The sequence below is a fragment of the Pseudomonas sp. m6p genome, assembly GCF_055760375.1.
Genome location: NZ_CM147084.1, coordinates 3,301,486 through 3,323,998 on the forward strand (window position 1 = coordinate 3,301,486; position 22,513 = coordinate 3,323,998).

General features: G+C 54.1%; 17 protein-coding genes and 3 pseudogenes. 13 read left to right on the plus strand and 7 right to left on the minus strand.

Annotation, left to right across the window (positions count from 1 at the left end; translation table 11 throughout):
- Positions 1 to 267: 267 nt before the first annotated feature.
- From ACYZUM_RS14915 to ACYZUM_RS14950, 8 genes and pseudogenes are all read left to right on the plus strand, one after another.
- Positions 268 to 1,511, plus strand: a pseudogene (locus ACYZUM_RS14915) (RHS repeat domain-containing protein); the annotation flags it as partial.
- 4 nt (positions 1,512 to 1,515) lie between these two features.
- The gene (locus ACYZUM_RS14920; protein WP_086793117.1) at positions 1,516 to 2,025 is read left to right on the plus strand and encodes a DUF2247 family protein; all 510 of its coding nucleotides are present in this window, start codon (positions 1,516 to 1,518) and stop codon (positions 2,023 to 2,025) included.
- A 27-nt stretch (positions 2,026 to 2,052) separates the two neighbouring features.
- A pseudogene (locus ACYZUM_RS14925) lies at positions 2,053 to 4,479 on the plus strand (RHS repeat-associated core domain-containing protein); the annotation flags it as partial.
- 556 nt (positions 4,480 to 5,035) lie between these two features.
- Complete coding sequence (locus tag ACYZUM_RS14930) at positions 5,036 to 5,464, plus strand: HEAT repeat domain-containing protein (RefSeq protein WP_108183123.1); 429 nt, start codon at positions 5,036 to 5,038, stop codon at positions 5,462 to 5,464.
- A gap of 734 nt (positions 5,465 to 6,198) precedes the next feature.
- A complete protein-coding gene (locus ACYZUM_RS14935) occupies positions 6,199 to 6,489 on the plus strand; it encodes a hypothetical protein (RefSeq protein ID WP_108183125.1) in 291 nt (96 codons plus the stop codon).
- A 281-nt stretch (positions 6,490 to 6,770) separates the two neighbouring features.
- A complete protein-coding gene (locus tag ACYZUM_RS14940) occupies positions 6,771 to 7,157 on the plus strand; it encodes a hypothetical protein (RefSeq protein WP_108183126.1) in 387 nt (128 codons plus the stop codon).
- Between the two features lie 127 nt (positions 7,158 to 7,284).
- The gene (locus ACYZUM_RS14945) at positions 7,285 to 7,914 is read left to right on the plus strand and encodes a hypothetical protein (protein ID WP_473061349.1); all 630 of its coding nucleotides are present in this window, start codon (positions 7,285 to 7,287) and stop codon (positions 7,912 to 7,914) included.
- An 833-nt stretch (positions 7,915 to 8,747) separates the two neighbouring features.
- Complete coding sequence (locus ACYZUM_RS14950; protein WP_108183128.1) at positions 8,748 to 9,053, plus strand: hypothetical protein; 306 nt, start codon at positions 8,748 to 8,750, stop codon at positions 9,051 to 9,053.
- A gap of 131 nt (positions 9,054 to 9,184) precedes the next feature.
- Here the strand turns inward: ACYZUM_RS14950 and ACYZUM_RS14955 are convergent, their stop codons facing one another.
- Complete coding sequence (locus tag ACYZUM_RS14955) at positions 9,185 to 10,000, minus strand: VanW family protein (RefSeq protein ID WP_142579898.1); 816 nt, start codon at positions 9,998 to 10,000, stop codon at positions 9,185 to 9,187.
- 215 nt (positions 10,001 to 10,215) lie between these two features.
- Here ACYZUM_RS14955 and ACYZUM_RS14960 point away from each other — a divergent pair, with 215 nt between their 5' ends.
- On the plus strand, positions 10,216 to 11,022 hold the full coding sequence (locus ACYZUM_RS14960; protein WP_108183129.1) for a glycosyltransferase family 2 protein: 807 nt from the start codon (positions 10,216 to 10,218) through the stop codon (positions 11,020 to 11,022).
- Between the two features lie 329 nt (positions 11,023 to 11,351).
- On the opposite strand, the gene ACYZUM_RS14965 is transcribed toward ACYZUM_RS14960, so the two are convergent.
- The 6 genes from ACYZUM_RS14965 to ACYZUM_RS14990 all read right to left on the minus strand — a co-directional run bounded on the left by ACYZUM_RS14965 (position 11,352) and on the right by ACYZUM_RS14990 (position 18,536).
- Positions 11,352 to 11,936 carry a hypothetical protein gene (locus ACYZUM_RS14965; RefSeq protein ID WP_041066300.1) on the minus strand — a complete coding sequence of 195 codons (585 nt, stop codon included), beginning with the start codon at positions 11,934 to 11,936 and terminating at the stop codon, positions 11,352 to 11,354.
- A gap of 116 nt (positions 11,937 to 12,052) precedes the next feature.
- Entirely contained in the window at positions 12,053 to 12,295 is a 243-nt protein-coding gene (locus ACYZUM_RS14970) for a hypothetical protein (RefSeq protein WP_041066297.1), read from the minus strand.
- A 167-nt stretch (positions 12,296 to 12,462) separates the two neighbouring features.
- The gene (locus ACYZUM_RS14975; protein WP_108183130.1) at positions 12,463 to 13,533 is read right to left on the minus strand and encodes a lipocalin-like domain-containing protein; all 1,071 of its coding nucleotides are present in this window, start codon (positions 13,531 to 13,533) and stop codon (positions 12,463 to 12,465) included.
- Positions 13,523 to 15,994 (minus strand): ABC transporter permease, encoded by a 2,472-nt coding sequence (locus ACYZUM_RS14980; RefSeq protein ID WP_473061350.1) that lies wholly within the window; start codon positions 15,992 to 15,994, stop codon positions 13,523 to 13,525. Before ACYZUM_RS14980 ends, ACYZUM_RS14975 begins: the two co-directional genes overlap by 11 nt.
- Entirely contained in the window at positions 15,991 to 16,644 is a 654-nt protein-coding gene (locus tag ACYZUM_RS14985) for an ABC transporter ATP-binding protein (RefSeq protein ID WP_108183132.1), read from the minus strand. The genes ACYZUM_RS14980 and ACYZUM_RS14985 overlap by 4 nt, the downstream gene beginning before the upstream one ends.
- A 194-nt stretch (positions 16,645 to 16,838) precedes the next feature.
- Positions 16,839 to 18,536 carry a sulfatase-like hydrolase/transferase gene (locus ACYZUM_RS14990; RefSeq protein ID WP_108183133.1) on the minus strand — a complete coding sequence of 566 codons (1,698 nt, stop codon included), beginning with the start codon at positions 18,534 to 18,536 and terminating at the stop codon, positions 16,839 to 16,841.
- A gap of 390 nt (positions 18,537 to 18,926) precedes the next feature.
- On the opposite strand from ACYZUM_RS14990, the pseudogene ACYZUM_RS14995 reads away from it, so the two are divergent.
- From ACYZUM_RS14995 to ACYZUM_RS15010, 4 genes and pseudogenes are all read left to right on the plus strand, one after another.
- A pseudogene (locus tag ACYZUM_RS14995) lies at positions 18,927 to 19,070 on the plus strand (UDP-glucose 6-dehydrogenase); the annotation flags it as partial.
- Between the two features lie 60 nt (positions 19,071 to 19,130).
- Complete coding sequence (locus ACYZUM_RS15000; RefSeq protein ID WP_010466230.1) at positions 19,131 to 20,111, plus strand: IS5-like element IS1384 family transposase; 981 nt, start codon at positions 19,131 to 19,133, stop codon at positions 20,109 to 20,111.
- Positions 20,112 to 20,216: 105 nt separating this feature from the next.
- The gene (locus tag ACYZUM_RS15005) at positions 20,217 to 21,473 is read left to right on the plus strand and encodes a UDP-glucose dehydrogenase family protein (RefSeq protein ID WP_473061351.1); all 1,257 of its coding nucleotides are present in this window, start codon (positions 20,217 to 20,219) and stop codon (positions 21,471 to 21,473) included.
- Positions 21,470 to 22,507, plus strand: coding sequence for an NAD-dependent epimerase (locus ACYZUM_RS15010; protein ID WP_108183134.1), 1,038 nt, complete (start codon positions 21,470 to 21,472; stop codon positions 22,505 to 22,507). Before ACYZUM_RS15005 ends, ACYZUM_RS15010 begins: the two co-directional genes overlap by 4 nt.
- The last annotated feature ends 6 nt before the right edge of the window (positions 22,508 to 22,513 follow it).

The following is a 22,513-nucleotide window of genomic DNA, read 5'->3' on the forward strand; positions in this document are numbered from 1 at the left end:
AAGTTTCAACCAGAGGTATCCTCACGAAAACCTGAATGTATAAATAGTTGCAGCACACACAACAAGAACCGTAACTGATGGATAGCATTTTTATAGACAAATCAAAGGACAAAAACAGGCAAAAAAAAGTTTACCGATTTATTTCGCTTGCAAAAAAGGGACAGATTTATTTTCCGGCTTGCCCCCCTTTTTTTGATTCAAAAGTCTTTTTGAAGACAGCCTTTCTTAGCCCCCTTTTCAGAAAGTAAATCCGTCCCCTTTTTTCTCAGCTATCACTACGACCCACTTGATCGGCTGATCAGCGTGCGCGGCGCTACGCCGGAAAGCTTCGCCCACGATCCGGCGAGTAACCTCCTGGGTCAGAACAACGAAGGCACGGCCAACCTCGCCAACGTCAAAGGCAACCGTCTGCTGATGCAAGGCGACCGCCATTACGACTATGACGCCTATGGCAATCTGATCCGCGAACGCCGTGGCACCGGCCAGAAACTCGTCACCGAGTACCGCTACGACTGCCAGCACCGCCTCGTCGGCGTCAGCCTGCCGGGCGGCAGTACCGCGAGTTACAAGTACGACGCCTTCGGCCGCCGCATCGAAAAAACCGTCGACGGTCACACCACCGAATTCCTGTGGCAAGGCGAGCGGCTGATCGCCGAAAACGCAGAAAACCGCTACCGCAGTTACATCTATGAGCCTGGCAGCTTCCGCCCACTGGCGATGCTCGATGGTGAAGGCCCGCGCAAGGCCACGCCGTTTTACTACCAACTCGACCACCTTGGTACACCGCAAGAACTCACCGACTACAGCGGTGAGATCATGTGGTCGGCGAAATACCGTGCGTACGGCAATCTGGTAGCGCTGGATGTCAGTGAAATCGATAACCCTCTGCGGTTCCAAGGTCAGTATTTCGACGCTGAGACAGGGTTACATTACAACCGGCACCGCTACTACAATCCGGGCACTGGACGTTTTTGACGCCTGATCCGATTAAGCTTGCAGGTGGGCTGAACAGTTACCAGTACGTGCCTAACCCTACGGGGTGGGTGGATCCGTTGGGGTTGAGTGTCTGTCCCGATAATAATTCCTCATCCACAGGTGGTGCGAAAACCCCATCGACCGCAGCCACTATTGATGAAGGCACTCCGAATTCACCTAAACCTCAGGATCAATCGGGTTACAACGCGGCACGCTTTGAGCGCCTTCGCGCGGGATATGCCGCCGACGAAATTAAAAGTGCTAAACCCATCGGCAGCGCTTTAAAAGACGATCCTATGCACCGAGCGCCTAGTTACGTAGTTGACCAAATACCTGATAAAGGGAGAGTATTTCCTCTCCGCGGAGGTGACGGTACAAATAACACCCTCACACAAATGCCGGGATCGATGAATAACAAACCCGGAATCTTTGAGTGGATTGTTAATTCAAAGATGGAATTAACACATCAAAGATTCATACCTGACGGAAGAATAACCGGCACCCCGAATCAAATACCATCGAGGCTTCCAAAGTAAACAAATGAATCTACTACCCCTAAACGGCAACTACACATTTTCCAAAACCCCTTGGTTAAATTGGTCTCAACTAAACGTTGGCCTGAAAAAAGGCTTCATCAATGAGCAAGGTATTTCTGACTATATCTGCAACGGACTGACAAAAACCTCTCCTCCGGAGGCCTATGAAATCGCCACTTTGAACGCGACAGAGCATCAATTACTGCGAGAATTATTGCAAACCCTCATCAACAAAGACTCGCATCAAGTAGAAACTGAAGAAGAAGCAATCAAACCTTGGATTTATTTGACTCTTTCTTATTTATACGAAAATAAAGACCTATCAAAAGACCCCTTTGAAAGCATAGAAGAATTATATGCAGATCTTGACTACCCGGAAGAAATTGCACCAATAGTTAGATATATGCCATTACCTGAAGGTGCAGTCGGCTCTGAGGAACTACTATACGAAAACTGGAAAACAATATTATCCAATTACGAAGATTACTTTCAGAACAAGCTCAAACAACACTGATGCTCAGCATCTATGATCGAGATGTAGAACGCGGCCGGCGAAGCCGAGCGCTATCGCTACAACGATCAGCACGTGATTCTGGAGCGCCAACTGGCAGGCGGCGCGGCCTTCTACTGGGAGTGGGAGAACGAAGGCAAACTGTCTCGCTGCATCCGTCACTGGGCCAACTTCTCGCAGATGGAAGCGCACTACGCCTGGGACGATAAAGGCAGCGTAACGGTAACCAACGCCGATGGCAGCGAAGAGGTCTACACCCATGACGACCAGGCGCGACTGATCAGCAAGATCGACCCGGACGGCGCCGAACATCTGAAGGCCTACAACGACAAAGGTCAGTTGATCGCGGAAAAGGATCCTTTGGGTGCTGTCACCGAATACCGGTACGACGACAACGGACTGATGACTGCTGTCATCCCGCCGGAAGACGAAGCCACCACGTATGAATACATCAATGGTTTCGTCAGCGATGTTCATCGCGGCAAAGCCAGTTGGAAGTACCAACGCAACCGTCAGGGCGACATCACCCAGCAAATCGACCCGGATGGCAATGCCACGCTATACAGCTACGACGCCCAGGGTCGCCTGCTGGAGATCCGCCACCCCGACGGCAGCCGCCATCAACTCGGCTGGAACAATCTCGGACACTTACTGGAAGAACGCCTGCCGGACGGCGGTCAACGCAAATATCGCTACGACGCACTGGGTCGGCAGATTACCCGCCAGGAAGAATCCGGCGCCATCACCCACTACCAATGGGATGCGGCCAACCGCCTGGCACAAGTCACGCTGCCGGGCGGTGCAACACGTGCCTTCACCTACAACGCCTATGGCAACGTCACCACCGAACGCGACGAGCTCGGCCGTATCACCCGCTACGAATACGCCGACAACCTGCACCTGGTCAGCCGCCGCATCAATCCGGACGGCAGCCAACTGGGCTACCGCTACGACAACTCGCGTCTGTTGCTCACCGACATCGAAAACGAGCGCGGCGAGCATTACCAGCTCGATTACTACGCGAACGGCCTGATCCAGCAGGAAACCGGCTTCGACGGTCGCCGCACGGCCTACGAATACGACCTCAACGGCCAGTTGCTGAAGAAAACCGAATTCGGCGATGACGGCAGCGAACTCGTTACCGAGTATCAACGCGACGCCGCTGGCCGTCTGCTGGTAAAAACCCTCGCCGATGGCGAGGAGATTCATTACAGCTACGACGCCCTCGGTCGCCTCGTAAACGTCGACGACGGCCACTGGCCGCTCGCCTACAAGTACGACCTGCAAGACCGCCTCATCGAGGAACACCAAGGCTGGGGCACCCTGCGCTACGAGTACGACAGCGTCGGCCAGCTGAGCCATTGTCGCCTACCGGATGGCAGCACACTCGACTACCGCCACCTGTCCGGCGGACGCCTGAGCAGCATCGACCTCAACGGCTCACGTCTCACCGCTCACCAGTTCAGCGCCGGTCGCGAACAACAGCGTCAACAAGGCCTGCTGCTCAGCCAATATCAATACGACGAACAAGGCCGCCTGCAAGCTCACACCGTCGGCCAGCGTGATAAAAACCTGTTCCAGCGACGCTACAACTACGATGCCAACGGCAACCTCGCCGGTATCGATGACAGCCGCAAAGGCAAGCGCAGCTACCACTACGACCCGCTCGACCGACTCATCAGCGTGCGCGGCGCCACACCGGAAAGCTTCGCCCACGACCCGGCTGGTAACCTGCTTGGACAGAACAACGAAGGCACCGCCAACCTCGCCAATGTCAAAGGCAACCGCCTGCTGATGCAAGGCGACCGTCATTACGACTACGATGCCTACGGCAACCTGATCCGCGAACGTCGTGGCGCCGGCCAGAAACTCGTTACCGAATACAGATACGACTGCCAGCACCGTCTCATCGGCGTAAGCCTGCCGGGCGGTAGCACCGCGTCCTACAAATACGACGCCTTTGGTCGCCGCGTCGAAAAAACCGTCGACGGCCACACCACGGAATTCCTGTGGCAAGGCGAACGTCTGATCGCTGAAAGCGCCGAAAACTGCTACCGCAGCTACATCTATGAGCCCGGCAGCTTCCGCCCACTGGCGATGCTAGATGGCGAAGGCCCGCGCAAAGCCACGCCGTTTTACTACCAACTCGATCATCTGGGCACACCGCAGGAACTCACCGACTACAGTGGCGAGATCATGTGGTCGGCCAAGTACCGCGCCTACGGTAACCTCGCGGCGCTGGACGTCAGCGAGATCGATAATCCGCTGCGCTTCCAAGGTCAGTATTTCGACGCCGAGACGGGGTTACATTACAATCGGCACCGCTACTACAATCCTGGCACTGGGCGGTTTTTGACGCCGGATCCGATCAAGCTTGCAGGCGGTTTGAATAGCTACCAGTACGTGCCTAACCCTACGGGGTGGGTGGATCCGTTGGGGTTGAATAATTGCCCTGGTGCGGAAGACGGATCTCAAGGTAAGAAGCCTGATGATTCAGAAAAAGCCGAGCATGACGAAGGACGAAAACCACCTGATCCATACAATCGACCCTATTCCGGGGCGCTGCCTGCCCAGATGCAAAATAAAATTTTGTTCGGCACACGCAGTCCAAATAGCAACAAACCAATTGGTGGACACTCGTCTGAAGTATTGAAGTCTAAAAATCACCAAATGACCGTTCTGCAGAAAAATCCTGACGGCACGATAAAAGTCGAAGATTTCAAAATGATTCTTGAGCGAAAAGACGGAACTGTCGGCATGTCAGCCAAGAAAGGTGGGAAGCACACATTAGCCCCAGAAACATGGAGCAACGATAAAATACTCTGGGTTACTGACGAAGTATCCGCAACACCAGGCGTGTTTATGCGAGAAGTGGATGGAGTTAAAACCACTTTACACACCAAAACAGTCGACGGTGTTCAGTGGCAGGTACTGAAAGACAACGGAGTCGTGACATCTTCATTTCCGGCTGGCGATTCGCCTATGTCCCCACCAATTTAAAAAGAGGTAACTTATGGATAGCAAAGCTTACGAAGAGCTCAACTACTGGCTTGGGCCAAATGAAGATTCAAATTGGAATGAGTACGTTACTGAACAGGTAGCTCATGGAGTTTTAGGAAAATTCAGCGCTATGGACTGGCAGCAGCTTAATGAAACAATACTTTCGAAAGAAGAGTACTGGCAAGAAAGAAGTGCTGCTGCTCTCGGAGAGCTACGATCGCCCGAAGCAATTGAAATTCTAAAAAAACTTCTTGAGTCCAAGTTTTCAGAGGTAGCAATCGCCGCAGCTTCCGAACTTGACTGGACGGAAGCAGTCATTGAGGAAAAATACTCTAATAAAATACAGAAAATCATAAACAACCTGTCCGACGAAGAAATTGACTCTTACCCAGAACTCATAAACTTACTAAAAAAATCTCAAGGCCAGCCTTCTTCCAAATAAACAATATAAAGTATTACTTTTCAGATAAACGAAATTACTTTACCATCTCCGAAAAAATGAGAATAAAGACCACTAACTCATTACCCAAGCATACTCCAAAAAACTTGAAAAATAATTCTTCCTTTTGACGCAAATTTTCAAGTGTATAAATTTCAAATGAGACCCAAACTACAATATAATCTTCAACCAATTCGAGTCCCAAGCGGTTGGACAGTAACAATCAACAACCTTTTTGAAGTTGAATTAACGCCAGAAACCAGCGACTAGTTCACTTGCTCAGTACTATTGGGCGGAGTGCGTCGAAGTAGCGGGCACTGCTTCGATTCTAGAGTAGAACCAGAGGGCGACCCCAACGGAGAGTTTGTAATTGATTTCCTGAAAATCGATTATGACCAAAAAGGAAAACCGGTTAAAAACTCCGAAGTTTTTCTTGGTGAATTCAGAACCAAAAGCAAAATTGAATTCATTAAAAAAATTGAATCATTCATGATCGAATCGTGAGATACAGACATTTAAAACCCAGCACTCACCAATACAGCCAAAGCAAATAAAGCAAGAGGGAAATTTATTTTTCACACTTTACAAAAGACACTGAAAATAAATTCACTCCCTTTTTTTTAAAATGCCCTTCTGCTATCCAACCTGAATGGGTAAAGACCTGTAGATACGGCACAACAGATCTTACGACCAAAGGAAATGTGGCGCTTAAACCCCACATTTAATCGGCGGAAAGAATGTTAGAAACCAACAAAGAAATAGCACTTAATGGAGAAGATGCTCTCGAAGTCCTTGTAGATATCGAGTTCATATTAATTTCACTGCACAATATGGGCAGCTATTACTCCGGCAAACCGATCGAAGACTACCAAAAAGCCACCACTGATTTCATTGATAACGAAGGGGTCACCCAACGCCTTGCCAAAATAAGAAAAATCATAAGCAAGAATTTTGATTCGACACTACGGGACGACAATATGGATGACATTGAGCGCCACATGGAAAGGATTAAATTTTGGAAGCCCTAACTAAATTTTCAAACATATAATTCTCAACAGATTTTCTTATATAGATATAATCCGCAGCGGAGTTCACCAGACGCTCACAGCAATCCGGACAGCGATCAAAGGAGATAGATTATTTCCACAGCCCCAAAGATATTGAAAATAGATCTGTCACCTTTTTGCTACATTTCAACCTGCGGCCAACTAAAAACTCTAAAACATTACAAAAATACGACAGATTTATTTTCTCAACCAATTCAGATCGGCGTAGGAATACGCTGGCCATACCGGTTCCAGGGTCAAAAATGACAAAACAGAAATGTATCCCACGAAGTGTATGGTTTGGGCTCGACGGAACAGGTTACAACAACATTGCGCAAGAGCTAGAATCCGAAGACCCTTCACTAAGAAAATGGATTTCAGCACACGCCATTTACAAATACACATTTACCAGTGATCCATATCAGTATTACGACTTTATCCATCAATCGAAAAATTTCCGATATGCAACAGTAATATTTACAATCCCAACCGAAACACTTGAAATAAGTGACGGCGTGGACAACCGAGACATCAATCTCTTAAAAATAGAGACCATGAACTCTGAGGCGGAAATCAACGCACTTCTTGAGAAGCTTGACATCGACCCAGAACTTCTCACCACTCCATGGCGGTGTGAATACCCGCTCTAGTTGCCAAACTGCAATCAGAGGGGAGTTAATTTGTTTTCGTTGAAGGAAATAAATCCGCCCCCTTTTCAATTGATGGTAGCCAAATCGAATCAAAACAACGTGATCAGTTTGTAATCGAGATAGCAAAATGAATTTTTCAATTGACATTACAGAATCCTTTGGCGCTATCGATTTCGATAATGCAGGCGGAGTTATTTCACATATAAATATACCGCCAAACGAAAACATCCAAGACAAATACTATATCGAACTATTTAATTTTGTGCTTAACTTAATAGAAAAACCAGTAATTTACTCAATAAAAAATCAGAACCCAAACTTTCTAGAAAAGATGGACGAAGACGGCTTCCTGATCATTAAGCAAGCTATTATTACATTTGAAAAAATAAAAGGTCACGAAAAATTAATACGCCTATTGAACCAGGAAAGTGGCTACTTGACGCACGAGTCTTACGGCTCAAAACTAGAGAACAAAGATAAAATATACGACATCGGCGGAAGATCGTTTTCGACTCCTGAATTATTAATTAACCTCGCCATCATTTCACCAAAAAAAGCAACCCTCAACTTCAGCGCTTCAAACCACACCTATATACCCACATACGAAAAACTTCAGAAATCAGTAGAAATATTGAACTCACAAGCAAATCGCTCCCAACCTGAAATCCAGGGAATATTCGATACCAACTTTAGCAATTCTCATATGATAAGCGACTTTGACGCAGGCTATCGAGTTATACATAGTATAGAAAGGTAACGAACCGGTGCCATATGGAAGAGATTATTCAGGAGCTTTTGCGGAAAGTTTCAACCAAAGGTATCCTCACGAAAACCTAAATGTATGAATAGTTGCAGAACACACAACAAGAACCTTAACTGATTGATAGCATTTTATATACAATTCAAAAAACAAAAAAAACAAAAGTTTACAAATTTATTTCGCCTAAGCATAAAAAGTTACTGAAATTAAATCACTCCCTTTTTACTAAATAGATTATGACTATAGAACAGGTTTCAAAAAATCAAAAGGACATAGTCAACAGTTGCCTACTAGACTTACTGGAGTCATCATCCTTACACAATTCTAGTTTTTTGCCAAATGCATTAGAAAACCTAATCAAATCGCAAGGCTTTGGCATAGAGATGTCTGGTATATATAAGTACAGACGAGGATCCAGAAAACGTCCCTGAGTATCTGGAAGATGGAATTGCTTTTGAGTTTATGGATAGCCACGTCACATTGCCATTTAAACATGCTGTCGCCTTTATCATTTCTTGGTGCTCTGCACAAAAACAAGCGAAAGAGCTTAATCTAGATATAACACTAGAAAAACTTAAGAAGAAATTCAGTTAAAGACTAAAATAAAGAATATTGCAAAATAAGTCCCGGCAAAAGGGGACAGATTTATTTTTCCCGTCCATTTTAAAAATTAAATAAAAATATATTCACCCTCCCTTTACTGGATATTTGGAAGAGATTAGACTTTGAAAACCGTGAAGCCACTCTTCTTACGTTTATGAGATAGGCTGTAAAAATCTCTATTTTATGTTTCATCTACAGATTTTAAAATGAAACCAGGAAATGTAGCAATGAATACTGACGAAATAACAAGTCTTGGCGGAAGAATAATTTTTGACGAAATTTCCAACTTGAGCAGTTTGGAAATTTCATTGATCACTGATGATTTGAAGGAAGATCTATTCCAGGCTTCTTTTCCCTCGGGGCAGATCCTGGATATCGGATGGTATCCAGAGTTTTCTAAAAACGGCTTCTTTAAGGTATTGCTAATATCTAATAGAGACTGGGCTTCGCCTACCTATAGTAAAACCGCAAAAACCTGGAAGAGTCTTGAAAAGGCTTTGAAAAATGCTCTTAAAAGAATGCAAACACCATAAACGAAAACCCGAAGCACACTCCTCCCTAAAAATCCTGCAACCTCACCAAACCTTCTTACAAGCAATACCAGTCGCATACGGAGTGTCCCGCCATCTACTAAATGATTTCTTCATCATCTGCGGAATAGCAATCATCTCTCCACCATTTCTTCCGCCACCTCATACTTAACCACCACCCGATTCCGATACAACCTCACCCGCTCCATCAATTCCCCCACCTGCCCCTTCTCCCTCACCTCCCGCCAGATCTCATTCTCCCGATACACCCGCTCCCCTTCCCGCACAAACCGGTGCCCTTCCTGAAACACGTGATACCGATACGCCCGCACCTGATCGCACAACAACTCGCCCTCCAGCTGCGTGTCCCCCACATTCAACTTCAACTGAAAACTCCGATCCGTCGGGTTGTGCAGTACCAGGTCAACGTAGTTGTAGAAAATTGCCGCACCGGAACCGAATGGCAGCACTCGCCCCTCATCCGGGAATGGATCGAAGCTGTGGTTGGAGCGTTCAACAACGACCAGCGGTGAGTGAATCGCCATCCAGTGAATCAGGTTGCTCAGTTGGCAGATTCCGCCGCCGATACCGCTGCGTGCTTCGCCGAAGGACAGTTCCATGCCTTCGACGTAGCCGCGTTTGCGGGTTGGGCGGCCGACGAGGCGGCAGAAGGAGAAGTATTCGCCAGGGGCGATGATGAGGCCGTCGATGGCGGCGACGGCGAGTTTCAGGTTGATGACTTTGTTGTGTTGCAGGGCGAGGTCGGAGTCGCCGAGGTTGCGGATGAGTTTTGAGGTGTGTTTCAGGTAGCGGAATGGCAGGCGGTCAGCGCCGGCAACCAGGCGTGCGTAACGATTGCTGGAGCAGTGCCAGGCGATCTGGCGGAACAGTCTTTTTTGCCACACGCGCAGCCAGTACAGGGCCGGGTGGTAGAGGGAAAGTGGTTTCATCCGTGGGGCGACGGCAGGTGCCGTTTCTTCCTTGAAGCATCTGAGGGGCGCGCAGTTTAGCCTGTGGGCCGGCTTGCGTCGTGCGCGAGATGTCGTGTCTCGAAACACCTCGCCTCACCTCCTGAACGTCAAATTAAGCTTCAACTAAGCTTGCGTCGCTAGCATCCCGGCCCGAGAGACACCTGTCGCCGATCAACCGCGGATGAGCTTCCTGAATGAACCAGTTTGATTTACCAGCCGTTACGCAGCCGAATTTCAGTCTTGTATTGGTAAATTACAAAACCCCGGACATCACCCGGATGTGCCTGGAGTTGTTGCGCGAGCATGTTCAGGCGCAGCGCATCCCGGTTTGGGTGGTGGACAATGACTCTGCCGACGCCAGTCTGGATTATTTGCGCTCGCTGGACTGGATCAATCTGCTCGAACGCTCCTCCCCCGGCAAAGAAGCGGGACATATTGCGCATGGCAAGGCGCTGGATCTGGCGCTGGGAAAAGTTGAAACCGACTATCTGTTTTTGCTGCACACCGACACTTTTGTCTACGACAAGGAAGTCTTCGCGATGATGCTGCGTGAGTGCGCAAAGTCTGCAGACATCGCTGCAGTCGGGTGTGTCGAGCAAATCAATCGCGGGATTGTCAGAGACACCTGGCGACTAACTTCGCGGTTTTGCAAACACTATATTCGCCGGGCGAAAACGGCATTGGGTTTGCGCAGTAAAGAGCCGAAACCTTATCGGGAAACTCACCTCAAAAGTTTTTGCACGTTGTGGAACGCCAGGTTGATGAAGTCTCAGGGACTGCACTTTTGCATGGATGACCGAGTTCCCGGTTATACCCTGCAGGATCGAATGGTCGCTTTGGGCTACGGCATCAAGCTGCTGTCACCGCGCAAGATTTTCCGCTATCTGGATCACATCCAGGCAGGCACCGTCGCTGCCGCCGGCACCTACGGCAAAAACCACCGTCGTACCAGAATGTACGAGGCCACTCTCAAACGTTTTGAAAAGCAAGCATCGGTTTGATCACGAACACAAAAAAGGGCGACTGCAAAGTCGCCCTTTTTTAATCTGAAATTGTATACATCCGCTCCGAGGAGGTGTTCGCCCAGTGTAATGGCCTGGCAATCCATGCACCGGTAAAGAGCCCTGACACTGGGCGAACGGGAAGGATTTTAATAGAAGTTGGCGGATATGTCGTCATATACAAAGGTAAATTTTATGTACGAAAAAGTTAATAGATATTTATCGACGAAATCCTTTCGTGAAACTTTCACTACACAGTCCAACTCATTTCAGATGATTGTTCTCATACAATAATCTGTACAAGAACAACCATCTTGTAGAGTCAATACTCAACTTTCATGCTGACTGGTCACTTTTAATACATCGGTATAAGTGACAACTACGCTCTGCCCGACTTTCAGATCTTTCAGCTTGGCTTGGATTTCAGGCTTTTTCACGTCGAGTGTTTTCGACTGACCCTGCGGGTTTTGCAGGGTCACCTGATTATTCTTCAAATCAATTTTGGTGATTTTCAGTTGCACCTGAATCTGGCGATAGGCCTCACCGCCCGGGTTTTCGCTGCCCGGCGCCTTGCGCAACTCACCGCTGCGTTCGACGGTGCCAGGCAGACCTTTATCCACATCGGTATCGAGGTAAGCCGCCACCGAGCGTTGTACTTCGAGTTTTACCAGGTCGCCGACCTTGAGGTTGGCGAGGTTTTTCGCCTTGTCGCTGAGCTGGACGTGAACCTGACGGCCTTCTGCGCCTTCGAGCACGACCTGATGGTTGGCCGCATCGACGGCCAGCACTTTGGTGGTGACCTGATCGGCCTCGATGGTGGCGGACAGCGGAATGTCCGCCGCCATGGCAACGAAGCTGGTGGCGGACAGAACGGTTGCGAGGGTGATGGCCTTGGCCAGAGCGTGGAGCTTCATAAGCGGTACTTTCCCTGTAGTGAATGGCAGCAACCGGCGCCAACGCGTGTTTGGCACCGAATGTGCCACTGAGCATAGACGCTGTTCAAGGCTTGGCTGTTGTTTATGCCGGGTCCTCAGGCTTCGGGGTCATCCAGTTCGTTGGCGACATTCGCGGCGGGCGAATTCTTGTGCAGATCATCGGCCTTGGCACGCAGGATCTGCCACTGCTCCAGATCGATCGCGCCTTGACCGAGCAGGTCGTCGGCGATGCGTTGCAGGTCGAAATAGTGAGCATCGGGGGACTGCTGCCAGTAGGTCTGATCGTCGAACAGGCGCTGCCAGGTGTTGAGGTCTGGGGGTTGCAGGTCGTCGCTCATGGCTAATCCTCCACGGGTAATAGTTTGTAGAGGCTGCGCAATGAAACGGAGTTCAACCCAATCCCTGTAGGAGCTGCCGCAGGCTGCGATCTTTTGATCCTGTTTTAAAAATCAAAGTCAAAAGATCGCAGCCTTCGGCAGCTCCTACATGAATGGCAATGCAGCAGTCAGTACCCGGTCATTTCCAGATAGCCGCGCCCGCCATGGCTGCCGCTGATCTGTACCGGGCCCTCCCAATAAGGAATGCGCAGGTTCATCCAGGCCTTGGGGTTGAGCGCGTCGAGACTGATGTCGAGGTGTTTGTCGGGAATGCTGATCGACCAGCGCACTGGCATCGTGTGCCCGGCAATTTTTGCGCTGTCCTTGGGTGTGAGTCTGATCTGCTCGCCGTGCAGGGTTTCGGTACGGCCGTCGGCGCTGATCCAGGTGCCGGTCAGATACGGTGCGCCATCGGTTTGTCGGGTGCGAAACAGCATCAGCGATTCACCGCTGTCCAGATGCAGGGAAAACCAGTCCCAACCGGTCTGATTGGCCGCCAGCGGCTGGCTGCTCCACTCACGGTCCAGCCACGCCGGGCCACTGACGGTGTAGGTCTGGCCGTCGATTTGCAGGGTGCCGCGGGCCTGAAAGAACGGCTGACTGTAGTAGTAGGAGGCCTGGCCCTGTTCGGATTTGCGGCTGAAACCGTTGTCGCCCTGCAACACCAGCGGTCGGCTGGAGGTGAGGTGCAATTGATAGCTGAAGGCTTTGTCGCGGGCACTGAGTTGCACATCCGTCAGCGGATCCTGCGCCTGGCTGGCGAAGCGCCAATCATCGATCCACGCCTCGAACGGCGCGACGTTGACACCGGCCTGCCCCACTCCGCCCCGGGCATAGCGCTCGGCAGCATGGTGCGCGGTGGCCGACGTCACCGCGGCATGCCCGAGCCAGATTGTCTGGTTGGCCCAGCCCGGTTGCTCTGGCGCAGGTTTCAAGGCGCTGCGAAACAGCGTCCATTGCACACCGAAATCGTGGCCCTGCTGATCCTTGAGATTGGCGGTGACGTACCACCACTCGATACGAAATCCGTCGTGGGCGCCGTGATCCGCCGGGAAGCTGAACACCCGCCCCGGCACCACGGGAGTGAACTGAGCGGCCTGATCGCCGAGCCCGGCAAAGCCCTTCTCTTCAGAAACAGGCTGATCGCAGCCGCCCAAAAGCAGCAGCGTGAAAAGCAACACAACCCGCTTAATCCTCATGAGCAAACGTCCTCAGCAGATCCGCCGGTTGCGTGCGGTACAACGAATACAGCGGCCACGCTGATGCCAACAAGGTCGCCAGTAACGCCAATCCCATCAATTGCAGCAGTTGCAGCGGGAAGATCCGCAACGGTAAGCGCCAGCCGAATGCCTGCACATTGATTACCGCATCCAGACACCACGCCAGGGCGATCCCCAGCGGCAACGCCAGCACCAGCGTCAGCAGCGCGAGCAACCAGGTTTGGCCGAGGTTGAGCAGCATCAACTGCCGGCGCGTCACGCCCAAGGCCCACAGCAGCGCCAGTTGCCCGAGGCGGCTCTGGCTTTGGGTCAGCAAACTGATGAACAGCGCCACACCGGCCACCGCCAAAGTGAGGCTGTTGAGCGCGGCGGTGGCGGCGAAAGTGCGTTCGAAAACCTGCACCGACCAACCTTTGAGCCGCGCCTGATCGACGATGCGGCTGTCATCGAGCTGAAAGCGCGTTTGCAGCGCAGTCAAAAACGACGGGATGTCAGGCGACGCGATGCGCAGGTTGAAACGGTTCGGCGTCAGCGTCGGCCACAGGCGCAGCAGGTGGTTGCTGTTGACCAACAAATGGCCCTTGGGATTGCCGTAATCGGCGTAGATGCCGACGATGCGCGGTGACCACGGTCCGCCCGGCGTCGGCACGCTCAGATGATCCCCCGCGCGAACCTTCAGCCGTCGCGCCAGTTGTTCGCTGAGCATCACCGCATCGTCCGTCGCCAGGTGCGCCCACGGATCGCCGGCAATCGCCTCGAGCAACGGCCAGTGTTGGCGATAGTAAGGATGGTCGTTCACCCCGAACACATCCGCCGGCCAGCCCTGCAGGGTCACGGCTACTTGCCAGTTGGGCAGCACCGCGCTGACGTTCGGCTGTTGTTTGAGCCAGACGTACATCTCGCGCGATTGCGCCGGATTCACCGGGTTGAGGTACAGCTCGGCACTCAGGCGTTGTTCGAGCCAGTCGTTGAAGGTCTGGCGAAAACCGGCGGTCATGCTGCCCGCGCCGATGTTTGCCGCCAGCGCCAGCAACAGCGCCATCAGCGCCAGACTCAGTGCCGGTAACTGTTGGCGGCAATCAGCAAGAAACCACTGACCCAGCACCGAACGACTGCGCCCAAGCAATTGATTGAGCACCGCGCTGAGCACCACCGGCAATGCCAGCGCAGCACCCAGCAGCAACCCGGCCATCAACACGAAACCGCTGCTCAGGCTGTCGCCCCAGACCAACGCCAGCAGTGCAATCAGCGCCAACATCGCCGCCAGCCAACCCTGACGGCGCAACCAGCGTGCATGCTGCTGATGCCAGGCCTGTGGATCCGCCACCGCCAACAGCGGCAAACGTGCCGCACGCAACAGACTGTTGGCGCCGGCCAGCAACGCGCCGAACAGACTCAAACCAATACCGCTGAACCACCACCACGGACTCAGACGCAACTGCCCCGCCACTTCCGCGCCGTACAAACCACGCAGACTAGCGGCGACATCCGGCAGCAACACGCTCGCCAGCCAGTAACCGCTGACGACGCCGAACACCCCGCCAATCAGCGCCAGCACACCGAGTTCGACGATCAGGCTGCCGATCAGCATCCGCGCACTGACCCCGCAGGCACGCAACGTGCGCAGCAGGCCACGACGCTGCTCCAGTGCCAAACCGATAGCCGCGTGCACGATGAACAGCCCGACCACGAACGAGAGAAATCCCAATGCATCAAGATTCAGGTGGAAGCTCTCGGTCAGGCGCGCCAGATTGTTTTCCTCGGCGCTGCTTTTGAGCTGCAACCGGCCATTGAACGCGGCCGGCAACTCGGCGTGAAAATCCTTGGGCAGTAACAAGCGCGACAGTTGCCGGGGTTGCTCAAGCACGGTTTGCGCGACACCGATATCCACCAGCAACACGCCCGGCGCCATGTCTTGTTGCGCGTGCAGCGGTGGCAGGCTTTGTCCGTTGACGGCCTGCGGTGTTGCGCCTTCGGTCAGGCCCAACGCGTGCAGGGTTTCCGGGGAAATCCACGTGCTGCCCGGCGGCGAGAAGAACGCGACGATGCGCTCGATCGGCATCGCCTGCCCGGCCACGGCGGAATCCACCGGCAGCGACACCGGTTCGATGCCCATCAGTTGCAGGCGCTGATCCGGGTGATCCTTGAGTACCAGCCGCCCCTGCAGCAGCGGCGAAACCGGCCAGCCCTGGCGGCGCAGGTCAACGAACCATTGCTGGGTAAACGTCGCTCCATTGGGCGTAGCAAGGCTGGCCTGTGGTTCGCCGCCAATCATCTGGCTCGCCCGGGCGTAACTGTCGCGGGCCTGGCTGTTCAGTGCTTCGACGCCGGTCAACAGACTGGTGGCCAGCCACAAACCCGTCAGCACACTGAAGAACTGCACCGGATGCCGCCGCCAATGGCTGAGCAGCGCACGCAGGGTTTGCCAGAACACGTTCACGTCAGGCGGCCCTTGGACAACACCACCCGCTGCGCCAGTCGCGCCGCCACGCGCGGGCTGTGCGTGACCATCAGCAGCGTGGTCGGCGTGTCGTCGAGCAACTCCAGCAACAGACGCAGCACTTCATCGCTGGTGGCTTCGTCGAGGCTGCCGGTGGGTTCGTCGGCCAGCAGCAGTTTCGGTCGCGACGCCAACGCCCGGGCCAATGCAACCCGTTGCTGCTGGCCGCCCGACAGTTGTTCGGGATAACGCTTGAGCAAATCACCCAAACCCAGACGCTGCACCAGATGCGCCTGCCAGCGCGGGTCATGGCGCCCGGCCAGACGCGCCTGAAACGCCAGATTGTCCTCGATCCGCAGGCTGCCGATCAGGTTGAACTGCTGGAACACCAGACCGATTTCGGTACGGCGCCAGTCGGCCAGTTGCGCTTCGTTCATCTGCTCCAGCCGATGCTCGCCGCTGTGGATGCTGCCGCGATCCACCTTGTCGAGGCCGGCAATCAGGTGCAGTAAAGTGCTTTTGCCACTGCCGGATTCGCCCATCAGCGCCAGGCTGCCGCCGGGTTCGAGCGTCAGGTCGACGCCTTGCAGCACGGGCAATGAGCCTTGGGGAGTGAGGTAACTTTTGAAAACGCCTTGAACCTGAAGCATGCCGCCATCCGTTGGATCAGTGTGGGGCAAGGATAGCGGATAGCGGCCTCTTCAGATCAGTGGTGTTTGAACTGGCCCCATCGCTGGCAAGCCAGCTCCCACAGGGCTTGGGTTGTTCAAAAATACTGAGTACACCCTAGAACACTGTGGGAGCTGGCTTGCCAGCGATGAGGCCAGTGAACCCATCACAACGCTCAATCCCCGGTCGCCACACTAGTGGCCGCCTCCCCCGGCGTGACAATGGTTTTCAGATCAATGTGCTTCCACTCAGGCCTGGCCCCCAGCCGCGCATTGAAGCGGTAGTTGAAGGTGAAATCGTCCGCTGTCGGCAGCGTCAGCGGTTTGCCATATACCGCCTCGATGCCCGCCAGGTCGTAACCCATCAGCTGCAACAGCGTCGGGAAAATGTTGTAGTGACTGGAACGGTCCTTGTTCACCGACAATGACTGCGCCCAATCCGGGCCGTGCAGTTGATCGCCCTGAATCACCACCAGCGGCACCAGCCCTTCTTCCTCCACCGGATCGCCACCACAGTGAGTATTGAGCCCGGGGTTGCCGCGCTCATGCAGGTCCTGGCCGTGATCGGAGGTGTAGATCAGCAGCGCATTGTTCAGCCTGGCCTGAGCAAATACCCGGGCGAAGAACTCGCCCACGTTCCATAACAGCGTGTTCTTGTAGGCGTTGCGGTATAACAGCCAATCGTCCGGCTGGCCGTTGAAACCGTCACGTTTGCCGGTGTCGGCCACTTCGGTGAACTGCCCGCGCGGCAAGGTCGGACGGTAGGCCATGAAGGCGTCGGGGTACTTGTCGTGCACCGGGAAATGCGCGCCGACTTTATTGATCACCACCAGCTCCGGCTGATCGTCGTTGAGCAACTCGATCAGCTTCGCGGCGGCAGCCATGTCGCGGTCTCGCACGCTGGTCTGGTCAAACTGCACGAACTCGTCAATGTCCTTTTTCTCGGTGTCGGTCATCAGGTTCTGCAGATTGCCGGCGGTGCGCTGGGCGTCGATGTACACCGTGCGCAACCCGGCCTTTTTCGCGTACTGCCAGATCGACGGCAGCGTGCTGTTGATCCGTATGTAGTCGGCACGCGTACCGCCGTAGCGCAACGTAACGTTGGTATCGGCGCTGCAGTTGGCAATGGACGCGGCGTAGCCGTAGTTGAAAATCTCGACCCCCGGATATGCCTGCTTGAGGTTGCTGTGCACCCCGAACGGCGCATTGATGTCCAGGTAATTGCCGGAGATGCTTTCGTCGATAATCAACACGATGTCGTGATTGACCGTCGCAGCGCTGCGCGCCAGCGTCACGGGCTCACGCGGGCCGACCGTGTTGTGCAGCGCTTCATAGGTGAACAGGTTCAGATAGGCCAGCGGCGTGTACATGATCGGCAAGCCCCGCGCGCCCTCGCCCGCCCGCAGGAACAACACCGCGCTCAACAGCAGCACACCACACACCGGCGCCGCCACCCGCAATGCATTGGGCACCACCAGCGCATGCCGCGGTTTGAGCCCGATGCCGAACAGCAACAGCAGGCCGCTGAGCGCACCATGAATGATCGCGTCGCGATACTGGTAAGCGGCTTCCTGAATGAAGCCGCCGGAGTACACCAGCGAGACAAAGCTGCTGTAGCTCAGGTAATCCGCGGTGACCCGGGTATAGACATCAAAGAATACCGCCGAAGCAAATAGCGTTATTGCGAATAAGTGTCGAATCAATGCCTGACGAATATAAGCCGTTAGATATAACGCTAAAGTGAGCGCCAAAAACATCGCGCCAAAAAGAAGCACAGCAAAACCGACCCCGATAGCATTTAACCGCTCAATGTAATATTCGGAATAAAGCAGCAGATAAATAACTAAAAGCAGTTCTTTTAAATATCGAAACATGGCGATTCCGGTCGTACGAAACGGCATTGGGTCAATAGTTTGTCGGTCAAAATCTGACACTAGCACCCGGCCATCAAAGCGCAAGAAAAGCCTGACTTTTCTGTCAAGCGTCAAAAAACTGTTGACTCATTCCTGACACACTCCAGCGGCTACAAGTCTTTAATTTAAAGGCTTTCGACCGTTTATCGCTTTCTTCAGGATGTGAAAAAAGGGTCAAGGACGCGACAAATCCAGCAATAGCAAGCACTTGATGGCCAATAGCCTGAAAAAAGCCCGGTGTTATACACGTGCAACATGTCATTTTGCTGACACGCTTTTCCACACCTGCGCTATACCCCTTTTGACAGTTCCATTTTGATCTTCTTCCACCGTCTTACGAGGCACGCCAATATGGACGTGAGCGTATTTGGTACGGGCTATGTTGGCCTTATTCAAGCAGCCGCACTTGCCGATGTCGGACATCGGGTTTTATGTGTGGATATTGACCCGAACAAGATTAAACAACTGCAACAGGCCGTACCGCCTATTAGGGAAACTCTGAAAAAGACTTTCTGATTTGGCAAAATACCGCGACCCCACCCACCGAGTTTCCCGATGAAGCAGATGACCTTCGCCGACGCCGAGTACGCTGGCAAGCGCAAGCAAACCCGCAAGGAGTTGTTCCTGATCGAGATGGATCGGGTGGTGCCGTGGAAGGGCTTGATTGCTTTGATCGAGCCACATTATCCGAAAGGTGAAGGTGGCCGTCCGGCCTACCCGTTGATGGCGATGCTGCGTGTGCATCTGCTGCAGAACTGGTTCGGCTACAGCGATCCAGCGATGGAGGAAGCGCTGTACGAAACCACGATCCTGCGCCAGTTTGCCGGGCTGAACCTGGAGCGCATCCCCGACGAAACCACCATTCTCAACTTCCGCCGCTTGCTGGAGAAACACGAGCTGGCGGCCGGCATCCTCGCTGTCATCAATGGCTATCTGGGCGACCGCGGCCTGTCGCTGCGCCAGGGCACCATCGTCGATGCAACGCTGATCAATGCGCCCAGTTCGACCAAGAACAAGGACGGCAAGCGCGACCCGGAAATGCACCAGACCAAGAAGGGAAACCAGTATTATTTTGGCATGAAGGCCCACATCGGCGCCGATGACGAATCGGGTCTGGTGCACAGCGTAGTGGGCACGGCGGCCAATGTGGCGGATGTCACCCAGGTGGACAAATTGCTGCATGGCGACGAAAACGTGGTCTGCGCCGATGCAGGCTACACCGGTGTCGAAAAGCGGCCCGAGCATGAAGGACGTGAAGTTATCTGGCAGGTGGCGGCACGCCGCAGCACCTACAAAAAACTCGATAAGCGCAGCGTGCTGTACAAAGCCAAGCGCAAGATTGAAAAGGCCAAGGCTCAGGTGCGCGCCAAGGTCGAGCATCCGTTCCGGGTAATCAAGCGCCAGTTCGGTTACACCAAGGTGCGCTTTCGCGGCTTGGCCAAAAACACGGCGCAACTGGTGACACTGTTCGCTCTGTCGAACCTGTGGATGGCGCGCCGACATTTACTGACGAATGCAGGAGAGGTGCGCCTGTAATGCGGGAAATGGCCACCGGAGTGGGGTCCGGGTGGCGAAAACGTAAGAAATACTCGTCGAATTGATTGTTTTTTGATCATTTGGCGAGTTTAAAAGTTGCGCTAGGTGGTATGCCGGGGAAATACATGGCTACTTCAGACCATCCTTAGCGAACCGGGTTTATCCGCCGCGCTGGAAGAAAATATCAAGGCCGGTCGTCTGCTGTTCAGCACCCAGGCCAGCGACGCGGTGGAGCATGCCGAGTTGATCTTCATCGCCGTGGGCACCCCGGCCGATGAGGACGGTTCCGCCGACCTGACCCACGTGCTCAACGTCGCCCGGCAGATCGCCTCGCACATGGAGGCCGATCGCACCCTGATCATCAAGTCCACGGTGCCGGTCGGCACGGCGGATCAGGTCGCCGCCAAGGCCAGCGAAGAATTGCAGCGCCGCGGCCGCAGCAGCCTCAAGGTGCGGGTGGTGTCCAACCCCGAATTCCTCAAGGAAGGCAGCGCCCTCGCCGATTGCATGCGCCCGGACCGGATCATCGTCGGCACCCGTGATGACGCGGCGCGCGAACAGATGAGCGAGCTGTACGCGCCGTTCTGCCGCAACCACGAAAAACTGATGTTCATGGACAACCGCAGCGCCGAGCTGACCAAGTACGCGGCCAACGCGATGCTCGCCACGCGTATCAGCTTCATGAACGAGCTGGCCAATCTCACTGAGTTGCTGGGCGCCGACATCGAAGCGGTGCGCAAAGGCATCGGTTCCGATCCGCGCATTGGTTACCACTTCATCTACCCCGGTTGCGGCTTCGGCGGTTCGTGTTTTCCCAAGGATCTGCGCGCCCTGCTGCACACCGCCGAACACAACGGCATGCCGCTGAAACTGCTGCGCAGCGTCACTGATGTCAACGACAGCCAGCGGCACATTCTTTTCAGCAAACTCAAGGCGCAGTTTCCGCAGGGCCTGGGCGGCAAGTCGATCGCGATCTGGGGCCTGGCGTTCAAACCCAATACCGATGACATGCGCGAAGCCCCCAGCCGCTACCTGATGGACGCGCTGTGGGCCGAAGGCGCGAGCGTGCAGGCCTACGATCCGGAGGCCATGTCCGAGTGCCGGCGCCTGTACGGCTATCGCGACGATCTGCACTTGTGCGCCACCCGCGACGACACCCTGGAAGATGCCGATGCGCTGGTGATCTGCACCGAATGGAAGAACTTTCGCGTAGTGGATTTCGAGCTGCTGGCGAGCAAGTTGCGCTCCAAAGTGATTGTCGACGGTCGCAACCTCTACAACCCGGAACACGTGGCCGCCGCCGGTTTGCACTACAGCGGCATCGGCCTGCGCCACATCGCACCGGAAGGATTGCGCCCATGAAAATCCTGGTCACCGGCGCTGCCGGCTTCATTGGTGCCCATTGCGTGTTGCGGCTGATGCGCGACGGGCATGCGGTGGTCGGCCTGGATAATTTCAACGGCTACTACGACCCGCAGCTCAAACACGATCGCGTGCAATGGGTGCGTGATCAGGTCGGGCATTTCCCGCTGGCACGCATTGATCTGGCCGACGCCGCCGCGATCGAAGCGCTGTTTGTCCGCGAGCAACCGCAAGTGGTGATCCACCTCGCGGCGCAGGCCGGGGTGCGCTACTCGCTGGAAAATCCGAAAGCCTATCTGGACAGCAACCTCTGCGGCTTCCTGAACATTCTCGAAGGCTGCCGGCACCATCCGGTGGAGCACTTGATCTACGCCTCATCGAGTTCGGTCTACGGCGCCAACCAGCACACCCCGTATTCGGTGCACGACGGCGTCAATCACCCGCTGTCGCTGTACGCCGCGACCAAAAAAGCCAATGAGCTGATGGCCCACAGTTACAGCCACCTGTTCGGCATTCCCAGCACCGGCCTGCGCTTTTTCACTGTGTACGGGCCATGGGGGCGGCCCGACATGTCGCCCATCCAGTTTGCCCGGGCGATCACCGAAGGCACGCCGCTGAAACTGTTCAATTACGGCGAGCATCAGCGCGATTTCACCTACATCGATGACATCGTCGAAAGCATCGCGCGCCTCACCGACCATCCGCCGCACAACCACCCGGAGTGGGACCGCGAACACCCCGACGCCGGCAGCAGCATGGCCCCGTGGTGCCTGTTCAACATTGGCGGCCACCACCCGGTGGAGCTGAAAACCTACCTGGCGCTGATGGAAAAACACCTCGGCCAGAAAGCCATTGTCGAGCTCTTGCCCCTGCAACCGGGCGATGTGCTCAACACCTGTGCCGAGACCGATGATCTGGCCCAGGCCACCGGGTTCCAGCCCCGGATCGAGCTGGATGAAGGACTGGGGCGTTTCATCGCCTGGTATCGCGACTACTACCCCACTGCCTATCGCCCACGCGCCGCTCGCGGCTGAACATCA